16 protein-coding genes are annotated in these 19,126 nt (G+C 47.1%); 3 read left to right on the top strand and 13 right to left on the bottom strand.

Going from position 1 to position 19,126, the window contains the following annotated elements; genetic code table 11:
• The 4 genes from fdnG to hutC all read right to left on the bottom strand — a co-directional run bounded on the left by fdnG (nt 1) and on the right by hutC (nt 7,809).
• Nucleotides 1-3,015: a formate dehydrogenase-N subunit alpha gene (fdnG, locus tag L5M11_RS11715; protein ID WP_173496974.1), complete on the bottom strand. Its 3,015-nt coding sequence runs from the start codon at nt 3,013-3,015 to the stop codon at nt 1-3.
• Nucleotides 3,016-3,690: 675 nt separating this feature from the next.
• Nucleotides 3,691-5,232 carry a histidine ammonia-lyase gene (gene hutH, locus L5M11_RS11720; RefSeq protein ID WP_173242519.1) on the bottom strand — a complete coding sequence of 514 codons (1,542 nt, stop codon included), beginning with the start codon at nt 5,230-5,232 and terminating at the stop codon, nt 3,691-3,693.
• A gap of 54 nt (nt 5,233-5,286) precedes the next feature.
• Complete coding sequence (gene hutU, locus L5M11_RS11725; RefSeq protein WP_263183228.1) at nt 5,287-6,954, bottom strand: urocanate hydratase; 1,668 nt, start codon at nt 6,952-6,954, stop codon at nt 5,287-5,289.
• A 147-nt stretch (nt 6,955-7,101) separates the two neighbouring features.
• The gene (gene hutC / locus L5M11_RS11730) at nt 7,102-7,809 is read right to left on the bottom strand and encodes a histidine utilization repressor (RefSeq protein ID WP_263192150.1); all 708 of its coding nucleotides are present in this window, start codon (nt 7,807-7,809) and stop codon (nt 7,102-7,104) included.
• A gap of 173 nt (nt 7,810-7,982) precedes the next feature.
• On the opposite strand from hutC, the gene hutI reads away from it, so the two are divergent.
• Nucleotides 7,983-9,209 (top strand): imidazolonepropionase, encoded by a 1,227-nt coding sequence (gene hutI, locus L5M11_RS11735; protein WP_263192151.1) that lies wholly within the window; start codon nt 7,983-7,985, stop codon nt 9,207-9,209.
• Nucleotides 9,210-9,306: 97 nt separating this feature from the next.
• On the opposite strand, the gene L5M11_RS11740 is transcribed toward hutI, so the two are convergent.
• From L5M11_RS11740 to L5M11_RS11750, 3 genes are all read right to left on the bottom strand, one after another.
• Complete coding sequence (locus L5M11_RS11740) at nt 9,307-10,059, bottom strand: siderophore-interacting protein (protein ID WP_263192152.1); 753 nt, start codon at nt 10,057-10,059, stop codon at nt 9,307-9,309.
• Nucleotides 10,052-10,612, bottom strand: a complete 561-nt coding sequence (locus L5M11_RS11745) for a MarR family winged helix-turn-helix transcriptional regulator (RefSeq protein ID WP_263192153.1) — start codon at nt 10,610-10,612, stop codon at nt 10,052-10,054. The genes L5M11_RS11740 and L5M11_RS11745 overlap by 8 nt, the downstream gene beginning before the upstream one ends.
• 453 nt (nt 10,613-11,065) lie before the next feature.
• Entirely contained in the window at nt 11,066-11,977 is a 912-nt protein-coding gene (locus L5M11_RS11750) for an NYN domain-containing protein (RefSeq protein WP_263192155.1), read from the bottom strand.
• Between the two features lie 390 nt (nt 11,978-12,367).
• On the opposite strand from L5M11_RS11750, the gene L5M11_RS11755 reads away from it, so the two are divergent.
• A complete protein-coding gene (locus L5M11_RS11755) occupies nt 12,368-14,191 on the top strand; it encodes a glycerophosphodiester phosphodiesterase (protein ID WP_263192156.1) in 1,824 nt (607 codons plus the stop codon).
• 7 nt (nt 14,192-14,198) lie between these two features.
• On the opposite strand, the gene L5M11_RS11760 is transcribed toward L5M11_RS11755, so the two are convergent.
• The gene (locus L5M11_RS11760; protein ID WP_263192158.1) at nt 14,199-14,630 is read right to left on the bottom strand and encodes a hypothetical protein; all 432 of its coding nucleotides are present in this window, start codon (nt 14,628-14,630) and stop codon (nt 14,199-14,201) included.
• 380 nt (nt 14,631-15,010) lie between these two features.
• Here L5M11_RS11760 and mtnC point away from each other — a divergent pair, with 380 nt between their 5' ends.
• Nucleotides 15,011-15,691, top strand: a complete 681-nt coding sequence (gene mtnC / locus L5M11_RS11765) for an acireductone synthase (protein ID WP_105253037.1) — start codon at nt 15,011-15,013, stop codon at nt 15,689-15,691.
• A 114-nt stretch (nt 15,692-15,805) separates the two neighbouring features.
• Here mtnC and L5M11_RS11770 read toward each other — a convergent pair whose 3' ends face one another.
• From L5M11_RS11770 to L5M11_RS11790, 5 genes are all read right to left on the bottom strand, one after another.
• Nucleotides 15,806-16,897, bottom strand: a complete 1,092-nt coding sequence (locus tag L5M11_RS11770) for a hypothetical protein (RefSeq protein ID WP_212601144.1) — start codon at nt 16,895-16,897, stop codon at nt 15,806-15,808.
• 270 nt (nt 16,898-17,167) lie between these two features.
• Entirely contained in the window at nt 17,168-17,554 is a 387-nt protein-coding gene (locus L5M11_RS11775) for a carboxymuconolactone decarboxylase family protein (protein WP_263142254.1), read from the bottom strand.
• Between the two features lie 216 nt (nt 17,555-17,770).
• Complete coding sequence (locus L5M11_RS11780) at nt 17,771-18,121, bottom strand: MerR family transcriptional regulator (RefSeq protein WP_263169376.1); 351 nt, start codon at nt 18,119-18,121, stop codon at nt 17,771-17,773.
• Nucleotides 18,122-18,124: 3 nt separating this feature from the next.
• Complete coding sequence (locus tag L5M11_RS11785; RefSeq protein WP_105250932.1) at nt 18,125-18,520, bottom strand: GFA family protein; 396 nt, start codon at nt 18,518-18,520, stop codon at nt 18,125-18,127.
• Nucleotides 18,521-18,545: 25 nt separating this feature from the next.
• The gene (locus L5M11_RS11790) at nt 18,546-19,124 is read right to left on the bottom strand and encodes an NAD(P)H-dependent oxidoreductase (protein WP_263192159.1); all 579 of its coding nucleotides are present in this window, start codon (nt 19,122-19,124) and stop codon (nt 18,546-18,548) included.
• Nucleotides 19,125-19,126: the final 2 nt, after the last annotated feature.

The raw sequence follows: 19,126 nt of genomic DNA on the forward strand, positions 1-19,126 counted from the left end.
TCAGATCCCCTCCGCTTTAGTGATGTTAACCAAAAATGCTTTGAACTCAGGCACCTGTGTATTTGCATCCCCCACTTCCGTGGTGAGTACGTTACAGGAGTAACTCTTACGAGTGAGTGCATTATGGCTGCCGTGACGGGGTAACCCGACGGTATGGACTAACTGGCCATTTACCTTTAACGGCTGTAGCCGTTTAGTCACTAAGGCTTTGGTTTCAATGCTGCCGCGTTTAGAGCTGACAGTGACCCAATCCCCATTGGCGATACCTTTTTCTGCCGCTAACATTTCATCGATTTCGACGAAGGTTTCAGGCATAGAAATCGCAGCTAAACGAGCATGCGTAGACCAGAAGTTAAAGTGTTCAGTTACACAGTAAGTAGTTGCCACATAAGGGAAGTCCTTATGGGAGCCTAAGGTTTCCTTCACACCCGGTAACATACGTACCGCAGGGTTACTGGTGACCTTGTGTAACGGGTTCAACCCAATAGGCGACTCCATCGGCTCGTAGTGCTCAGGGAACGGACCTTCGGCCAATAATTTAAGGGCGAAGAAACGACCCACACCTTCGGGTTGCATGATGAAGGGGCCAGCGGATTCCTGTGGTGTTAACTTCATATTGAAGTCGCCCACATCGATACCGTGCCACTTACCGTCAACCCACTCGACGATAGTGCGTTTTGGATCCCAAGGTTTGCCGTTGATATCGCAAGAAGCGCGGTTATACAGCACACGACGGTTTGCTGGCCAAGCAAATGCCCAACCCGGAGTAACACCTTTACCGGAAGGATCATGGTTGTCACGGCGAGCCATCAAGTTGCCTTCTTCGGTCCAAGAACCCGCATAAATCCAACAGGCGCTGGCGGTACTACCATCGGCTTTCAGTTCAGCAAAACTACTGAGCTGACGTTGAGTCACGAGATCCTTACCGTTAAGCTCGCGAGCGATTTCTTCAGCGTGCGGTGAGTGAGGATTGTGGTAATTCCAGCTCATCGCGTGCACTGGTTCAGGCAGCTTACCGCCCTCTTGTTTGTACAGTTCACGCATTGCCATTAAGACGCCAGAGAGAATCTCAGCATCTGGCTTGGCTTCACCCGGCGGGTTAGCTCCCTTCCAATGCCACTGCATCCAACGGCCAGAGTTGACGATGGAACCTTCTTCCTCGGCAAAACATGTCGTAGGTAAACGGAACACTTCAGTCATGATTTCAGCGGGATTGACTTCATTGAAGCCATCGGCATTTTGCCAGAAGGTTGCAGTTTCCGTTGCCAAGGCATCTAACACCACCATGTACTTAAGATTACTCAAGGCTTTGAGTACCTTATTACGGTTTGGCATAGAGTTAATGGCGTTAACACCTTGGATAATGTAGCCATTCACTTCGCCGTGGAAAGCCATATCTAAGTGTTTAGTAAAGTCGTACTGCTTGTCCCATTTCGGCAACCAGTCATAACCAAAGTCATTTTCAACCGTAGCGTTATCGCCCCAAAAGCTCTTCATTTGTGAAACAAAGAATTTAGGGTAATTTTGCCAATAGTTGGTTTGACCCGGACGCAGAGCGACAGGGGTATAGTTGTGGAGATAGGTTTTAAGATTAATGTCTTTTTCGTTCGGTAACTTGAGGTAACCGGGCAAGCTTTGACACAATAAACCCATATCGGTCGCGCCTTGCACGTTCGAGTGTCCGCGCAGAGCGTTAACACCACCGCCCAACACCCCAATGTTACCCAGCAGCAACTGCACCATGGCCATAGAGCGAATGTTCTGCGCCCCTTTACTGTGGTGAGTCCAACCTAAGGCATACATAAAGGTCGCGGCTCTATCGTGGGTATGAGTGCTACCAATTTGTTGGCAAACGATCTCATAGTCCGCAATCGGCGTACCGGTAATATTGCTTACTGTTTCAAAGTCATAGCGTTCTACATGTTGCTTCATTAAGTTCCACACACAGCGTGGATGTTCGAAGCTAGGATCGATTTTCGCGTAACCCTGTTCGTCTAACTCGTAGTACCAAGACTCTTTATTGTAGCTATCTGTTTCTTCATCGAAACCACTGAACAGACCTTCACTAAAAGAGAAGTCTTCGCGCACTATGTAACTGGCATTGGTATAAGCCTTCACATAGTCGTAGTTCACTTGTTTGGTTTCAATAAGATAGCGGATCACCCCGAGCAGGAAGGCGATATCTGTGCCCGAGCGGATCGGCGCATAGTAATCGGCTACAGCGGCGCTACGGGTGAAGCGAGGATCGACCACCAAAAGTTTAGCGTTGTTATGTTGCATAGCTTCTGTAACCCAGCCGAATCCGACAGGGTGAGCCTCTGCAGCATTACCGCCCATAATAATGATCAAATTAGAGTTTTTAATATCGATCCAGTGGTTGGTCATGGCACCACGTCCAAATGTCGGAGCAAGACTTGCTACCGTTGGAGAGTGTCAGTTACGCGCAATAGTATCGATTGCAACTAGGCCCAGTGCCCGTGCAAATTTCTGGGTGATATAGCCGCCTTCATTCGGCATCGCCGACGAGGTCATCATCCCAGTGCTAAGCCAACGGTTAACCGTCATCCCAGCAGAATTCTTTTCAATCAAGTTAGCATCACGGTCATTCTTCATCAGACGGGCGATGCGTTGGTAAGCTTCAGTCCAGCTGATACGAGTCCATTCATTACTGCCTGGCGCACGGTACTCAGGATATTTAAGACGATTAGGGCTGTTCACATAATCCACTAGACCAGCACCCTTAGGACACAAGGCCCCGCGGTTAACTGGATGGTCTGCATCCCCTTCGATATGGAAAATACTTTGTTCGGCGTTTTTGCCGTTACTTCCTTTGCTGTACATCAGCAATCCGCAACCCACTGAGCAATAGCAGCAGTTATTGCGGGTTTCTTTCGCGCTAATGAGTTTGAATTCTCGAACGGCCGCATAGGCCTTTTCGGACATCAATCCCAACGCTGAAATTGCTGAGGTGGCAGCTCCGGCAGCACACAGTCTAAAAAACTGGCGTCTGTTCATTGCGTCCTCTCACACTCTTGTCGTTATGAGTCTAGTGGTTGCTGTGGTAAAAATGGCAACCGATTGAGTGAGTCCTACTAAAGACCACACTTAATTTAAGATTATCCCCAAAGAAGAAATAGATAACAAATAATGACATGAGATCAAGATCTCAAATAAACAACCACAGAACTTAACTCCAAAAAACATTAACAACAAAGCATCAAAGACCATTTATCAATGATAAAAGCACAAAAATAGGAATTAAAAACCAATAAACTGTAAAAGACAATTTGTCCAACATGACAACCCCATATTGTCCCACATCATAGGGTTATGGTTATTAAAAATGATTATATGCATTCAAATATGCATAATGATGGCGGATAAAAACACAAAGGTAACGGTTTCTAGAGGGATAGACAGCCACAAAAACTGACAATGTAAAGATTAGGGCAAAAAGTGCAGAGTCTGCGGTGTTAAACACACCAAAATGGCAAAGACAAAGATCGAGGAAAAGCAGATAAAAACCAAAGAAAAAGGCACAAGCAATCTGCCTGCACCTTAAATTTTGCCTTTTAACGCTTATTTTTAGCACATTGAGGTGCAAAATCTGGGCGCGATAACAAAAGCACCTCAGTGCAGCCTATTCCCGCGGAGTAAACACCTGTTCAGCCATTAAACTAAAACAAACGCCTAAAAGCTGGCTAGCGTTCCTGCTGGCAAATAAGTGTTAAAGCTCGCTGTATACAACAAATCTGTCGCGGCTTCGATATCTGGCGCGAAGTATCTGTCTTTATCGTAATAGGCGACGACTTCACGCAATTCGGCTTTAGCCTTAGCCACTGCAGCACTTGGGGCTAAAGGAGCGCGGAAATCTAAACCCTGAGCCGCCGCTAACAATTCAATTGCCAGTACACCACGGGTATTTTCGCTCATATCGCGCAAGCGGCGGGCAGCAAAGGTCGCCATAGAGACGTGATCTTCTTGGTTAGCCGATGTTGGCAAGCTGTCAACTGATGCCGGATGAGCGTAGGTTTTGTTCTCGGACGCCAAAGCTGCCGCAGTGACTTGAGCGATCATAAAACCTGAGTTGACGCCGCCGTTTTTCACCAAAAATGGCGGCAGTTTCGACAGGCTAGAATCGATTAGCAGTGCAATACGACGCTCGGCAATGGAGCCCAGTTCAGCAATCGCAATCGCCAGATTATCCGCCGCCATAGCCACGGGTTCGGCGTGGAAGTTACCGCCAGAAATGATATCGCCTGTATCTTGGAACACCAGTGGGTTATCGGTTACGCCATTGGCCTCTGTGCCTAACACATCGGCAGCGTGACGAATTTGGGTCAAGCAAGCCCCCAGCACCTGTGGCTGACAGCGCAGTGAGTAAGGATCTTGCACCTTTTCACAGTTAGCATGACTTAAGCTTATCTCAGACTCTTCACCCAGTAGATGACGGAAGACCATGGCCGAATCGATTTGACCTTTCTGACCACGCGCCGCATGGATGCGAGGATCAAACGGGCTACGGCTGCCCATAGCAGCTTCGACGCTCATGGCACCGATCACTGAACTTGCTGCGAACAAGTCTTCGGCGTGGAACAACCCTTCCAGCGCCAGCGCAGTCGACGCTTGAGTGCCGTTCAACAGGGCCAGCCCTTCTTTGGCCGCTAAATCGATTGGCTTGAGACCAGCGATTTCTAAACCTTCGGCGGCAGAAATTAACTCGCCTCGATAGCTCATTTCGCCTTCACCCAGCATAGGCAAACACATGTGCGCCAGTGGCGCTAAGTCACCCGAGGCGCCAACAGAGCCTTTTTCTGGCACGCAGGGATACACTTCGGCGTTCACTAAACTGATTAAGAAGTTAATCACTTCTAAACGAATGCCCGAGAAGCCACGGCTTAATGAATTGATTTTTAACACCATCATCAAACGTACTGTGGCGTCTTGCATGTATTGGCCCGTACCTGCGGCGTGCGACAACACGATTGAGCGTTGCAGCAATTGCAGATCTTCGGGCGCTATCTTGGTATTGGCCAACAAGCCAAAACCCGTGTTGATGCCGTAAACGGTACGGCCTTCATCCAGCACTTTTTGCACGATTTGCGCACTGGTGTTGATGTCGGTAATGGCCTCTGGCGCGAGTTCGAGTGTCAGCTTATGGCGGCTGATTTCGCGTAATTGCGCTAGGCTCAAGCTACCCGGCGTTAACACTAAGTGATTCACAGATTTCATATTTTTAGCTCCAAGCTTTTAGTTATTATTGTTATTTTAAGAAGTTAGCATCGGCTACTCTTGCATAGGTAAGTCGAGGCCTTGCTCTTTGGCGCAGTTTTTCGCAATCTCGTAGCCCGCATCGGCATGGCGCATCACGCCTGTCGCTGGGTCATTCCACAGCACACGGCCAACACGTTTGGCCGCCGCATCTGTGCCGTCACACACAATCACCACACCCGAATGTTGGCTAAAGCCCATGCCGACACCACCACCGTGGTGCAAAGACACCCAAGTTGCGCCGCTAGCGGTGTTGAGTAATGCATTCAATAATGGCCAATCGGATACCGCATCTGAGCCGTCCAGCATAGATTCGGTTTCGCGGTTCGGGCTGGCAACAGAGCCAGAATCTAAGTGATCGCGGCCAATCACCACGGGCGCCGACAACTCGCCATTTTTGACCATTTCATTAAAGGCTAACGCTAAACGGGCGCGATCTTTTAAGCCGACCCAGCAGATACGCGCAGGCAAACCTTGGAAGGCGATGCGCTCGCGTGCCATGTCTAACCAATTGTGCAGATGTGGATTATCCGGAATAAGCTCTTTCACTTTAGCGTCGGTTTTATAGATATCTTCTGGATCGCCAGACAGTGCTACCCAGCGGAACGGGCCAATGCCTTCACAGAACAGCGGACGAATGTATGCAGGCACAAAGCCTGGGAAATCAAAGGCGTTTTCAACGCCCACTTCAAACGCCATTTGGCGAATGTTGTTGCCGTAATCGAGCGTTGCTGCGCCGGCAGTTTGCAAATCGAGCATGGCTTGTACTTGCACCGCCATCGAGGCTTTTGCCGCCTTAACCACAGCAGCTTCGTCGGTTTTACGCATAGCTGCGGCCTCTGCCATAGTCCAACCCTGCGGCAGATAACCGTTTAATGGATCGTGGGCCGAGGTTTGGTCGGTTACGACATCAGGAGTAACGCCGCGCTTAACCAGTTCGGCAAACACATCGGCGGCATTTGCCAGTAAGCCAACGGATACTGGCTTGCCAGCTTGGTTTGCCGCTTCAATCATCGCCAATGCTTCATCGAGCGAAGTGGCTTTCTTGTCGACATAGCGGGTGCGCAAACGGAAATCGATGCGGGTCTCGTCGACTTCACAGGCTAACACCGAGAAGCCCGCCATAGTGCCCGCCAGCGTTTGCGCGCCGCCCATGCCACCTAGCCCGCCAGTGAGGATCCATTTGCCTTTGGAGATACCCTCAAAGTGCTGTTTCGCTACAGAAACGAAAGTCTCGTAGGTGCCTTGAACTATGCCTTGAGTACCAATGTAGATCCACGAACCTGCGGTCATCTGGCCGTACATGGCCAAACCTAGCTTATCTAACTCGTTGAAATGTTCCCAGTTAGCCCAATGTGGCACTAGGTTTGAGTTAGCAATCAGCACGCGCGGTGCATCAGCATGGGTGCGAAATACGCCCACAGGTTTGCCCGATTGCACTAATAAGGTTTCGTCGTCTTCGAGGCGTTGTAAGACTTCGATGATTTTGTCATAACAATCCCAGTCGCGGGCGGCGCGGCCAATACCGCCGTAGACGACTAAGTCTTCTGGGCGCTCGGCGACATCGGGATGTAAGTTGTTCATTAACATACGCATTGGCGCTTCGGTGAGCCAACTCTTACAGCTTAATTGTGTGCCATGCGGTGCAATAATACGGCGGCTTGGGTCGTGGCGCTTATCCATTGAATTTTCCTCTTTCAACCTGTGGTACTAACTCGAACTCGCTAATACGGGTTAGCACTATTATTTTTATTGTGTTTTTATCTTTTAACTTATAAGGGTGCAGCTATTTAAGTTACTGATTTACATCTGTTGATCACGCCACTGGCGTTACTTACTAAAGGTTAAGTGGCCGCCGAGTTTAAAGCGGCTACCTGGGTGAACTAATTTTGCGAAACTCACGACGCCTTGGCGTGACCAAGTGCGGCGTAAAATCTGTAAACAGGGCTCAGTGGCGGGGATTTCGAGCCTTTGCTGTAATGCTTCACTGGCGATAATCGCTTCAATCGTGTGATGCGCCTCGGTCAGCGGTGCCACTTGGGACAAATATTCGTGGGGTGTCTGCTGGGTAAAATCCTGCAATAAATAATCGGGTACCAGCTCAGGATTCACATAACGCTCTTCAACTTGCAACGGTAAGCCCTGCTCGCAATGCACTAAGATCGAATGGAAGACTGTCGCACCGTGCTCAAGCCCAAGGGAAATTGCGATACTCGTACTCGCCACGACTTGTTCTAACACCCATTGCTGCACGCTATAGCCGTGGCCGCGGTCTTTTATCTCATCGGCAATATTGCGGATCGCCAATATAGACGACTGGGATTTACACCCTGCGACGAAGGTGCCTAGCCCTTGAGAACGCTCAAGCACACCGCTATCTGTCAGCTCGGTTAGCGCACGTCGCGCCGTCATTCGGCTGCAGGTAAACAAATCGGCAAGCTGATTCTCAGAAGGCACGCGAGCATGCTCTTCCCACTCACCCGACTCGATAGAGGAGATAATGTATTGCTTAATTTCTGCAAACTTAGGGGTAGCCAAAACATTTCCTCAATATAAAGCCCTAGAATCTAGGTGCTATTCACTCTTTCAAACGTTCAAAATTGCGGCTACAATCCTAGCTTGTATATACAAGTAAATACAAGCCAGCTCACATAAATTTAATAAACCGTTAATCACTTGGTTAACATCTGCCAGCACAGCGAGGGGAATACATGTCTTGGGATCAGGTTTGGATAGACGTTAACTTAGCCACAATGGACCCTTCCGTATCAGCACCTTATGGTGCGATCACCAACGCGGCCATCGCAGTAAAAGATGGCAAAATTGCTTGGCTTGGCCCCCGCAGCGAACTGCCCGCCTTCGATGTTTTGTCAATTCCCGTTTACAGGGGCAAAGGCGGTTGGATCACCCCAGGATTAATTGACGCCCACACCCACTTAATCTTTGCCGGTAATCGCGCCAATGAATTTGAGTTACGCCTACAGGGCGCCAGTTACGAAGAAATTGCTCGTGCAGGTGGCGGCATTATTTCAACCGTTAAAGCTTGCCGCGAAGCGGATGAAGCAGAATTATTTGAACTCGGCCGTCAGCGTTTAAATGCGCTCGCCAAAGAAGGGGTGACTACGGTTGAGATCAAATCGGGTTACGGCTTAGATACTGAAACTGAATTGAAAATCCTCCGTGTCGCCCGCGAGCTCGGCAAGCATCACCACGTAGATGTGAAGACCACATTCCTTGGCGCCCATGCGATTCCGCCAGAATATAAAGACAATAGCGACGGCTACGTCGACTTAATTATCAATAAGATGCTGCCCGCAGTGATCGCCGAAAACCTCGCCGATGCGGTAGATGTGTTCTGCGAGAATATCGCCTTTAACCTTGAGCAAACCGAACGGGTACTCAGCGCAGCCAAAGCGGCGGGCTTAGAGATTAAGCTCCATGCCGAGCAGTTAACTAATATGGGTGGCAGCGCACTGGCCGCACGTCTTGGTGCTAAGTCTGTGGATCATATCGAATATTTAGATGAGGCAGGCGTAAAAGCCTTAAGTGAAAGCGGCTCCTGCGCCGTACTGTTGCCAGGCGCGTTTTACTTTTTGCGGGAAACCCAAAAACCACCTATCGATTTACTGCGCCAATACGGCGTACCTATGGTGCTCGCCAGCGATTTCAACCCAGGTTCATCCCCCATTTGCTCAACCCTGTTGATGCTGAATATGGGCTGCACCTTGTTCCGCTTAACACCAGAAGAAGCCCTAACAGGACTCACCTTAAATGCCGCCAAAGCACTAGGAATTGAAGACACTGTTGGCAGTTTAGTCGTTGGCAAACAAGCCGATTTTTGTCTGTGGGATATCGCCACGCCTGCACAGTTGGCCTACAGCTACGGCGTCAATCCCTGCAAAGATGTGGTGAAGAATGGCAAGCTAGTTCACCAGTAGCCTAAATGCATCAATAATAGGTGCATCAGCAGCAAAAACGGCATAAGCGAAAGGTTAGATAAGGTCGCTAAATCAAACTTGGCGACCTTATCTTGATTTAAACACTAGTCCCATTTTCTAACTGTTCATCTTCTTGTTTTACCAGCTTATGCTCGCCCTCATTACAACCAATTTTCCAATAGCTCGATGTGTAAAAATGGCTCTTGGGCAGTGAATGCGCTTGCTTAAAGTGTCTTCTTAGCGCGCGCATGCTGTTAAATTCACAGGCAATCCACACGGCTGGCTCGCCAGCAAGCCAAGGTAATTGGGCAATTCGCTCGACCAAAGGGCGACCTTCGGGATCGGCTTCAGGATTGATCACCCAATGCAGCTCGACGCGTTCAGGATGCACTAAAGGTTGAATATCTGCTTCACTTAGCACTTCTACCACAGCGTAACCTACTGCATTGTTTGGCAATTTTGCCAGATTCACGCTAATTGCGGGTAAGGCTGTCATATCACCTGCGAGTAAAAACCAATCCGCCTCAAAGTTGATCAGTTTTTTAAGTCCGGGTCCGCCAATTTGAATGAGTTCGCCCACCTGCACCGATTTCGCCCAACTCGATGCGGGGCCGTCAGTATCGTGCAGTACAAAATCCACATCAATTTCATCATTGCGTTGCTGGCGAATTGTGTAGGTTCGCATTAATGGACGCTCACCCGCTTGTGGGAATAACAACTTGATATAGGCACTCTCTTGATCGGCAGGAAATCCAGCCAATCCCGCACCGCCTAAGGTGATGCGTAACATATGCGGAGTAATATAAGTGGAGCGGATCACTTCTAGCTCACGTGGTGCAGGTTTATTCATTATGATTTTCTCCTATTGCGTTTTCTGCCGTTAAGCGCAACTCAATGGCTCCTTTTCCAGCCGTATCTTTTGGCTTACTAGATGGTCTTTTTTGAGTAAGGCAATCAGTTTCACTTCTGGCGGCAGCGGCATCATCCACACTTTTACTGATCCGATTGGCAAGTTTAATAAAAGTATCAACTTCGGCTGAACTGAGCGCCTGTGTCATGCGCGCCACGGTTTTACGTTCTGAGGCATTGATCTGAGTCATGATCTTTTCCCCCTCAGCCGTGGGTCGCAGTAACTGGCTGCGGCCATCCTTAGGGTTATCGATTTTAGTGATCAACCCGCTCTGCTGTAGCTCATTAAGAACACGGGTAATTTGTGCTTTATCCCGCTGCATACGCAGGGCGGTAGACTGGGCCGTCGATTCAGGATTACGACAAACCCCCTTCAAGGCACGGATATGAGTGACAGGTAAATCAATCTCTTGTGCAGCAATATCACTACGCAATTGCTTTTTGTAGGCATGCACTAATCTGTGTAAGGTTTCACTGAGTGACAATGACGACATAGAAGGCTCTCGATATAGTTGACTGTATCAACAATATCGAGATTAGTTGATTGTGTCAACTAAGCAGCCCTGTACTGAGTGTGCGGCAATGTGCAAATAATCAGAAAATGATTAAGCACTGGCTTTCCAGTGACGCGCCATAAACTCATCCTTGAGGGCTCGACCGTGACCTCCCTGTCACGAACGGTCACTTACAAACCAGTGCTTAATCTAATCAACTCCCGTGCATATTGATGACCTAGTTTGGCCATTAGCCTGATGCAATTTGCGTTACAGGAAACTGCGCCACCATCACAAACTCGTTATGTTGATAATGTGCCGTCATCAAAGTTACTTGAATCCGTTCTTAAGGAATTTGATTCATTTTAGGGTAAAAAAATGCGTTCTAATAGCAAATGTAGAGCCCAATGGCGGGTTTTAGCGGTGTGATGAGTCAGTCTGGTACAGAGTGAATCAGTTACTTTTTTTTCGGTATTCAACATAAGCTCTTGCATGTATTAAAACATCCAAAGCAGTTTCTTCAAAGTCTAATAAATTACTTGGGATATCACTTAAAACAGGTAATCCCTCTGGACTAGGTTTTACCTCGTCTAACCATTTCCATCTTTTTGCAGGACTAGGAATGACTTCTTCTAAAACATGTAAAATATCATTAACAATGGCTGGTTGACCAAACCATGAAATAGGCCTATTCACAGATTTTTTTAACCCAGTAATCGAACGAGGTAACAGTGAAAGACTCAATTCATCAGTAGTAATATGAGTCCTCGTCCAATCAGCAAGCTCGGCTAAATCTGCATTTGGACTTCTTTCTAATTTTCGAGTTGGGATAATCAGACCAATTTTAGCTGTTGTTACTTGCTTTAGTTTACGTAATGCGGGGACGATATCGGTATCATTCGTTACAAAAACAATGTGTTCAAGTTCAGGATCGAGTATTGCATCTACAACTGAATCCAATGCTAAATTAACATCACTCTGTTTTTCTTCTAACTTCCAAATATTCGCACGCTGGCAATTTCTCGGCCAGACATTAGGATTATTAGAATCAATCAAATAAGCAGAAACTTGATCTATCGAATAATATCCTTCGATAATCTCAACACTCTTATCAGAATAGGCCATGCGCAATGCTCTATGATAAGCATCTTGATCAGCGACAGAATCATGGGCTCGCCCAGCTTTCTCTAAAATTTTCGCAGTATAAAACTTAATCGAAATAGGATCTACTGTGTATGGAAACGGAACGGAACTGGGGAGAATATAGGTAAGGAATAATTTTTTTAAATCTAACCATTTATAGCTAGTATTTCTTAAACAACCGTAATACAAGTTATATCCATCGACATAAACCCTTGTTTTCAAACTAGTATATTCCTTTAGATATGAAAAAACCGGCTTTCGCCGGCTTTATCTCCCAACCATCAGGGGTCGCAATGCCACGCGTGACAGAAGGGTTAGTTGTTGCCAACATTATCGACACTATTGACATGCATGTCAACTATGCAACGCCCCACTGAAGAGTTGCCACCTTAGAATCTGGTTGGCCAAGAGATATTCAACGCTTTGAGTAGCCACTCAGCAGAACTGTTAATCATTGTCGAATGTAATCCGGTACCCATAGGTCTTCTGTAAAATCATTGAGAAGAAGACTTTAACGAACTACCCACACCTAAAACATTGCACGAATGACTAACCGTCAACCAGAAACGCTGCTAAATTACAGTCCTAAACTCGCACGATTAAGGAAGCTGCATGCTCAATCCTGAACACAGTTACTGGCATGACACGCTTAAAGCCATTCGTCGCTGCGGTAGAAAACTCATTGAATTTGAACTGTTATTCACCTTAGTGTCGGCGGGTATTATCGTCCCGTCTTTTGGTTGGCTACTGCGCCATCTGATTGCCAAAACGGGCAATGTCACCATCACCAATTACGACTTAATCGCCTTCGCCATGTCTCCCTATGGCTTGCTGTTTATGGTCATTACTCTATTCAGCAGCTTTACCGTGTTTTTTACCCAACGTGCTGGAGTCACGATTCTCGCAGCATCTGGGTTATACGATATTCCCATTGGCCCAGTGCGGGCGCTGATTTTCGCGACAGCGCGCTTACCCGTATTTATCCGCCTTGGTAGCATTTATGCGGCTTGCTTATTGCTGCTCAGCGTACCTTTTATCGGGTTAGGATATCTGATTTTCAGCGTGTTTCTACAGGGACACGACATCAATTACTACTTGTATTTCAAGCCTATAGACTGGTATCTCGCCTTAACGAGTATGGCCTTCTTAGCGATAATCTATGTCCTTGTTGCCTTATATCTGTGGGCCAAAGCGGCCTTTTCACTGACGATTATTGTGAGTGAAACGACCGATGCTTTGACGGCACTCAAACGCAGTTGGCAATTAAGCGCAGGCAATGAACGCCCGATTATGTGGCACGCTGCGGGTTGGTGGTTGAGGATAGGTGCTTTGGTGTATCCCTTAATGCTGCTGATCTCCTGGGGAGCCGATATTTTACTCGATAGGGTTACGCTGACACTTTCGGCAGAATTAGCCATATTGGCCCTCGTCTCTGCACTGATTTTTATGCTCAGTGCGGCATGGTCCTTACTCGGAATGTTTGGGGAAGCCTTTATCATATTGCTGCTATACCGCCAGCTGGGAGAAAAACCCGCAGGGTTAGAACGCCTTGGGCGACAAACGGTAAAAAGAACGTCTGAACTGTCGCTTTATACAATAAGCGGGATGTTGGTCGGCACTTTTTTAATCATGTTGGGATTAGGGGTATATGCCCTCAATAGTGAACCACAAAGGGATGAAATCCTGATTACTGCCCACCGTGCTGGCGCTGCTAGGGCACCAGAAAATACCCTTGCGGCTTTGCGTTTAGCGATTGCAGAAAAGGCGGATTATGCCGAAATCGATGTGCAAACGGCATCCGATGGCACCTTAATGGTATTGCACGATGCTGATTTGATGCGCATAGCGGGCGATCCCAGGCGAGTTGCCAACCTCAGTGCGAGCGAAATGCAACAACTTGATGCGGGGAGCTGGCACAGTGCTGCCTTTGCAGGGGAATCCGTACCAACACTACTAGAGATGCTTAATGAGGCACGCAACAAAATCGGTTTGAACATTGAGCTTAAATATAATCAAGCCGATCCCAGCTTGGCGCAGGCCGTTGTCGCCTTATTGCAACAAGAGAAAATGACACAACAAGTGGTGATTACATCGCTCGAAGCAAGAGCCATTGAAGAAGTGCAACGACTCGACCCTTCCATTCACACAGGCCTTATCGTCACTCAATCCATTGGCGATCCCATTAAGGCGAATACACAATTCTTAGCGGTCAATCAATCGATTACTAACGAAAAATTTATCGCCAGAGCACACAAAGGAGGTAAGCAAGTGCATGTATGGACAGTAAATAATCCACGGCAAATGCTGCGCATGTTGGCGCTGGGAGCCGATGTACTCATTACCGACTATCCGCAGGAAGCAGTGGAAATCCGAGAACAGTGGCTCGCGTTATCCCCTGTTGAACAAACGGCACTGCGCCTACGCTATGTTCTGTAAATTCTGCTTATTTACTCAACCTCGCCTCGAAGCGCTTAGCTCTGCGTTGGAGCAACCAAAAGAGGCTTAACACCCCAAATGAAGCGGCTAAAGTGGTCAACGTTAGTGCAAAACCTTTGAATGAAAACAGGTTTAAAGTAAAACCATCTAATACCAGTACCGCCAAGCCAAGGGGCATTTGGATAAGCACAGCGGTAAACCAATCGAAGGGAAGTTTAGGAAAGATCCTGTGGTAAGCATAAAGCACTAAACCTGCAAGCAATATCAGCAAACTCGCATCATGAGCCGCCAACAAAAGATACTCCACACTGTTATGCGAGAGGTGAGGCACCGCACTCAACATGTCCAACATATAACCTGCGCTGGCGACCAATGAGAAGCTGATAAAACTCAATAAGGCTAATAGGATACCAAAGCCAAGTGCGGGTAAATATTTCATGTAAGGTCTCTCTATTCGCAGGTGAATATGCTATCTCGTCTCCCGAAAACCACAGCATGCAAGGTATAAAGGAGTAAAGAGACATTAGCTACAATAGCAGCCTAAATTTCCCTTAGCTATTAAGACCATAGTCTTATGTCTACCACAAACTTATGCGCAATAAACGAGATGAAATCCAGTAACAAGTTAGTGTTTTCTCGGATAATCAGTGGATAAGCTTTTAAAATTACTAGATTAATCAAATTTCAATCTTATCGCTTAGTGATATCACCCACAATTTGCCCATGTGTTTGGGTGAAATAGACTAGCCAATTTCACCAATAACGCTTAGGATCGGAGTTGCATTTTTTAGCCAACATATTGTGGAGTATCAAAACATTATGGGTATCAGAGCCATAGTCGTAGACACAGCAGGCACCACGACAGACCTAAACTTTATCCAAGATGTACTATTCCCCTATTCTGTCAAAGCCTTGCCAGACTTTTTAGAACAGAACCAACACAATGTATTGGTTGAAAACTGTATTTGTGACACTAAAGATATCGCCCTAGAGCCCGAGGCTGACTTAGCGCGTGTAACTGAGATACTGCAACAGTGGGTCAACGAAGACCGTAAAGCTACGCCACTTAAAACCTTACAAGGGTTAATTTGGAAGCAAGGCTATGCCCATGGCGAATTTAAGGGCCATATCTTCCCGGACTTTATTGAAGCGGTGAAACGTTTTAGCGCACAAAACCTGCGTATTTACAGTTTTTCATCCGGCTCAGTCGACGCGCAAAAACTGTTGTTCGGCCACAGTGACGGCGGCGATTTAACTGAAATGTTTAACGGCCATTTCGACACCCGTACGGGCAACAAATTAGATAAGCAGGCTTACTGCAATATCCTCAACACTATCAGCTTAAGCCCCAAACAAGTGCTGTTTGTGTCTGATGTTATTGAAGAATTAAAGGCTGCTGACGCTGCGGGTATGATGACCTGCCAAATGGTTCGCGACAGCAAGCAACGCACTGGCGAGTTCCGCAAAATCAGCAGCTTCGATGAGCTGCTGATTGAATAATGCGATTATTGAATAACGTGATGGTTGAATAACACGATAGTCGACTCAGTCAGCTCAAGCTGATTTAGCCGATAAAACGAAAGCGACCTTGTGGTCGCTTTTTTATTAATTGACTCAATTACCCTTCACCGCCAGCGGAAACGCGGCCGAGATACATTTTTCCACCTCAAAACGATAACCATAATCCGCATTCTTATCGGGTGTGATCAGCAAAATCTCGTAATCATTTAATTCAATCACATTCGACTCGGCAGGCTTTTTACAACGCGAGCGGCCATTGGCTTCAAGTGAAAATGCGAACGTAGCTAGCCATTGCCGCACTAAGTACTGATATTGAGTTCGCACCGAGGCGTAGGCCTTTTTGCGATCTTCCTCTTCCAGCTCGCTGTCATCATTACTATTCTCAGCCTTGCTCGATTTATCGCTTTCAGAGTCAAGAGCAGTCTGAGTTAGCTCTACAATCGGTACCGTCAACACATCGGTCGCATCCGGCAACCGTCCCGATTTAGGCTCGCGAGGCGCATGCTTAGCGGCTTCTTGGGGAGAGGTAATAAAGTTGCCAAATGAGGTTTCAATGCGCGTCTCTAAATCAATTAACAGGCTCAAGTGATACAAAACCACAGTCGCTAGCACGATACGGATCAAAAAAGTCGTTTTACGGAATGAAGTATGCGAGGTAAGCCGTAACGATTTGACGCCTAAAGGTTTAAGCAAAAAGATCAATATTAAATAGATAGGAATAATCAACTGCAATGCCAGCAGCACAATCGCGCTTACCATCAAAAACCAAGCGGGCATATAGAGTAGAATCGCTAAGTTATGGGTGTAATTGAGATCGCTTGCTGAGACCCCAACCACTTCGTTAACTATCGCGCCAGACCAGCCCAAAGCAAAGTTGGCAATCATCGCATAAAACAGCAACAACACAGCTTTGCCCGCCAAACTGTGCCAAACCCGCTCGAACACAGGCCAAAACTCGATGGCCATAGCGATTACGGCAATCACAGCGACCAACCCCATTAACTCGCTACTAAAAGCCAATATCAAAGCAATAAGATACAGCTTTTGCGCAAAGGATAACTTAGCCACCCCTTGGATAAGACAGCGCCAAAATTTGCCCAAACCTAAACGGATTTCACTCAGTGATGGTAAACTGAGCTTTCGCAAGTATTGGCGAGCTGACCCAATGTAACCTATTAAATTCATTATTATTTTACATTCCATTGAAATAGTAAGACGGGCAACATTTGCCACTGTAATGTGCAAAGCACAGTGTTGGCAACTGTGCCACTCAATCTCGGTATATTGGTCACTTTGGCTATTCTCTAGCCAAAGTCGAACGTTCTGTTTAGAGTCGAATGAAAGCTCTGCAACACCCCATCGCCCGTTTAAATCCAACTAAAATGAACTTGAGAGAGGAAATCAAAGCGGCCTTATGGTCACTTTTGCAAATCGATAAACCTGACTCAGGACTAACTAAACGACGCTTAATTCCCGCTCGGAAAATACGGTTTTAGCGACAAACATGCCATTAAGTGCAGCAGGAAAGCCAGCATAAACCGACATTTGCAATATCACCTCAACAATTTCCTGCGGCGTACAACCCACATTCAATGCGCCATTAATATGTACGTTTAACTGTGGCTGACAATGCCCTAGCGCCGTGAGTGCGGCAACTGTCACTAGCTCCCGCGTCTTAAGGTCGAGCCCTTCACGCTGATAAATATCCCCAAAAGGATATTCAATAATGTACTTGCCTAAGTCAGGGCAAATATCGGCAAGACTGCGGATGACTTTCTCCCCCGCCTCACCGTCGATTTCAGTCAGTTTAGCGAGGCCCTGCACATATCTTTGATTACTCATTTTTAGCTCCTGTTGGATTAAATCACAGCAAGCAGCCTAAACCTTAGAGTTAACTCTAAGTCAATGGTTCATTGATGGATGACACAGGCAATACGGATCAGTAAAACTGCCCCTCTACTTAACTCACCGACTAGAGGCACAAGCAAGCAAATAGAAAAGTAAATACTATTAGCTTTTTAGCATTTAACCACAAATGTTAGCGACTGAGCTTAGCCACTAAAAATGAGTTTGGTAATAGTGAATTTTTTGCTTAAGGGCAGCCAAATGCTCCTGCTCTTGGCGAATACGCTCAGCCAATTGTGTTGCATGTTGCTCGAGCAACTGCTGTCGCTGGCCAGCGGTTACATCGCCTTGGGCACGCAGCTCGGCATAGGTCAATATCTGCTTTAACGGCATGCCCGTTTCTTTTAAGCGATTGATAAACCCAATCCATTCCGCTTCTTTCGCCGCATAATCACGATGCCCGCTGCCATTTCGCACGACAGACTGCAGTAGGCCAATTTTCTCGTAATACCTGAGCGTATGCGCCGACAGTCCTGTGAGTGCAGCAAACTGACCTATGTTCATAATCTAACGATCCGCAGGATGGTTAACGCCATCATTCGTGGGCACATTTTCGAGATCGAATGGATTAACCCCTTCGAGGCAACCAATGTTGTAACCATACTCATGGGGATTGGAACGTCGCTGGTGATGGGTGTAAATACCGCAGATAGAGCAGAAGTAGTGTTTGGCAGTTTTTGTATTGAATTCATAGAGTTTCAGCGCATCCTCACCCTTGAGGATCTTAATCCCCGCCAGCGGCACAGAGCCAACCATTGCGCCCTTACGGCGACAAATAGAGCAATCGCAACGGCGTGGATTTTCGATGCCATTAGGCAATGACAACTCCAATACCACGGCACCACAATGGCAGGACGCTCTGTGTTTTGGCTGAATAAGAGTATTGCCCACTTGTTTAATCACGCCCCACTCCTTGTTTCGCTAAATTCTATAAACCTAAATTCCCCAGCCGCTGCACCAACGCTCGCCATTGTTGCAATTGCGGCTCTTTAGCACTCATCATTGGCCCCAACATATTGGACTTAGCCCGCTTAAAACCACTAAATACTAAGGTGGTAGTATCAAGCTGTTTGAGCGCGGGAGCGCCTTGAAACCACTTGTAATACCAAGGCGGCGTGTCCATAGTCATGATAATTCGCGAAGTTTTATGGCGCAGCAACTTAGCGGGTATCAATTTACCTTTCTCATATTGAAATGCAAACCCAGATAAAAATGTCCTATCGATTAAGCCTTTAAACTTAGCAGGAATACCGCCCCACCAAATCGGTGTGACAATCACCACATGCTCCGCCCACTGGATATTCGCTTGAAACGCTAGCAAATCGGCTTCGAGTGGCTGAGGTTGACGATAACCATAGGTCAGATTCGGGTCAAAATTCAGCTCAGCTAGTTTGACGATTCTCACTGAGTGTTTATCTGCCGCCGCTTGGGCATAGGTTTGAGCCAGATGATCACAAAAACTCTGCGCCTTAGGATTACCACAGATCACTAAAATCTTTTTTGCCACGA

This window comes from Shewanella sp. SM87 (assembly GCF_025653705.1).
GTDB lineage: Bacteria > Pseudomonadota > Gammaproteobacteria > Enterobacterales > Shewanellaceae > Shewanella > Shewanella oncorhynchi.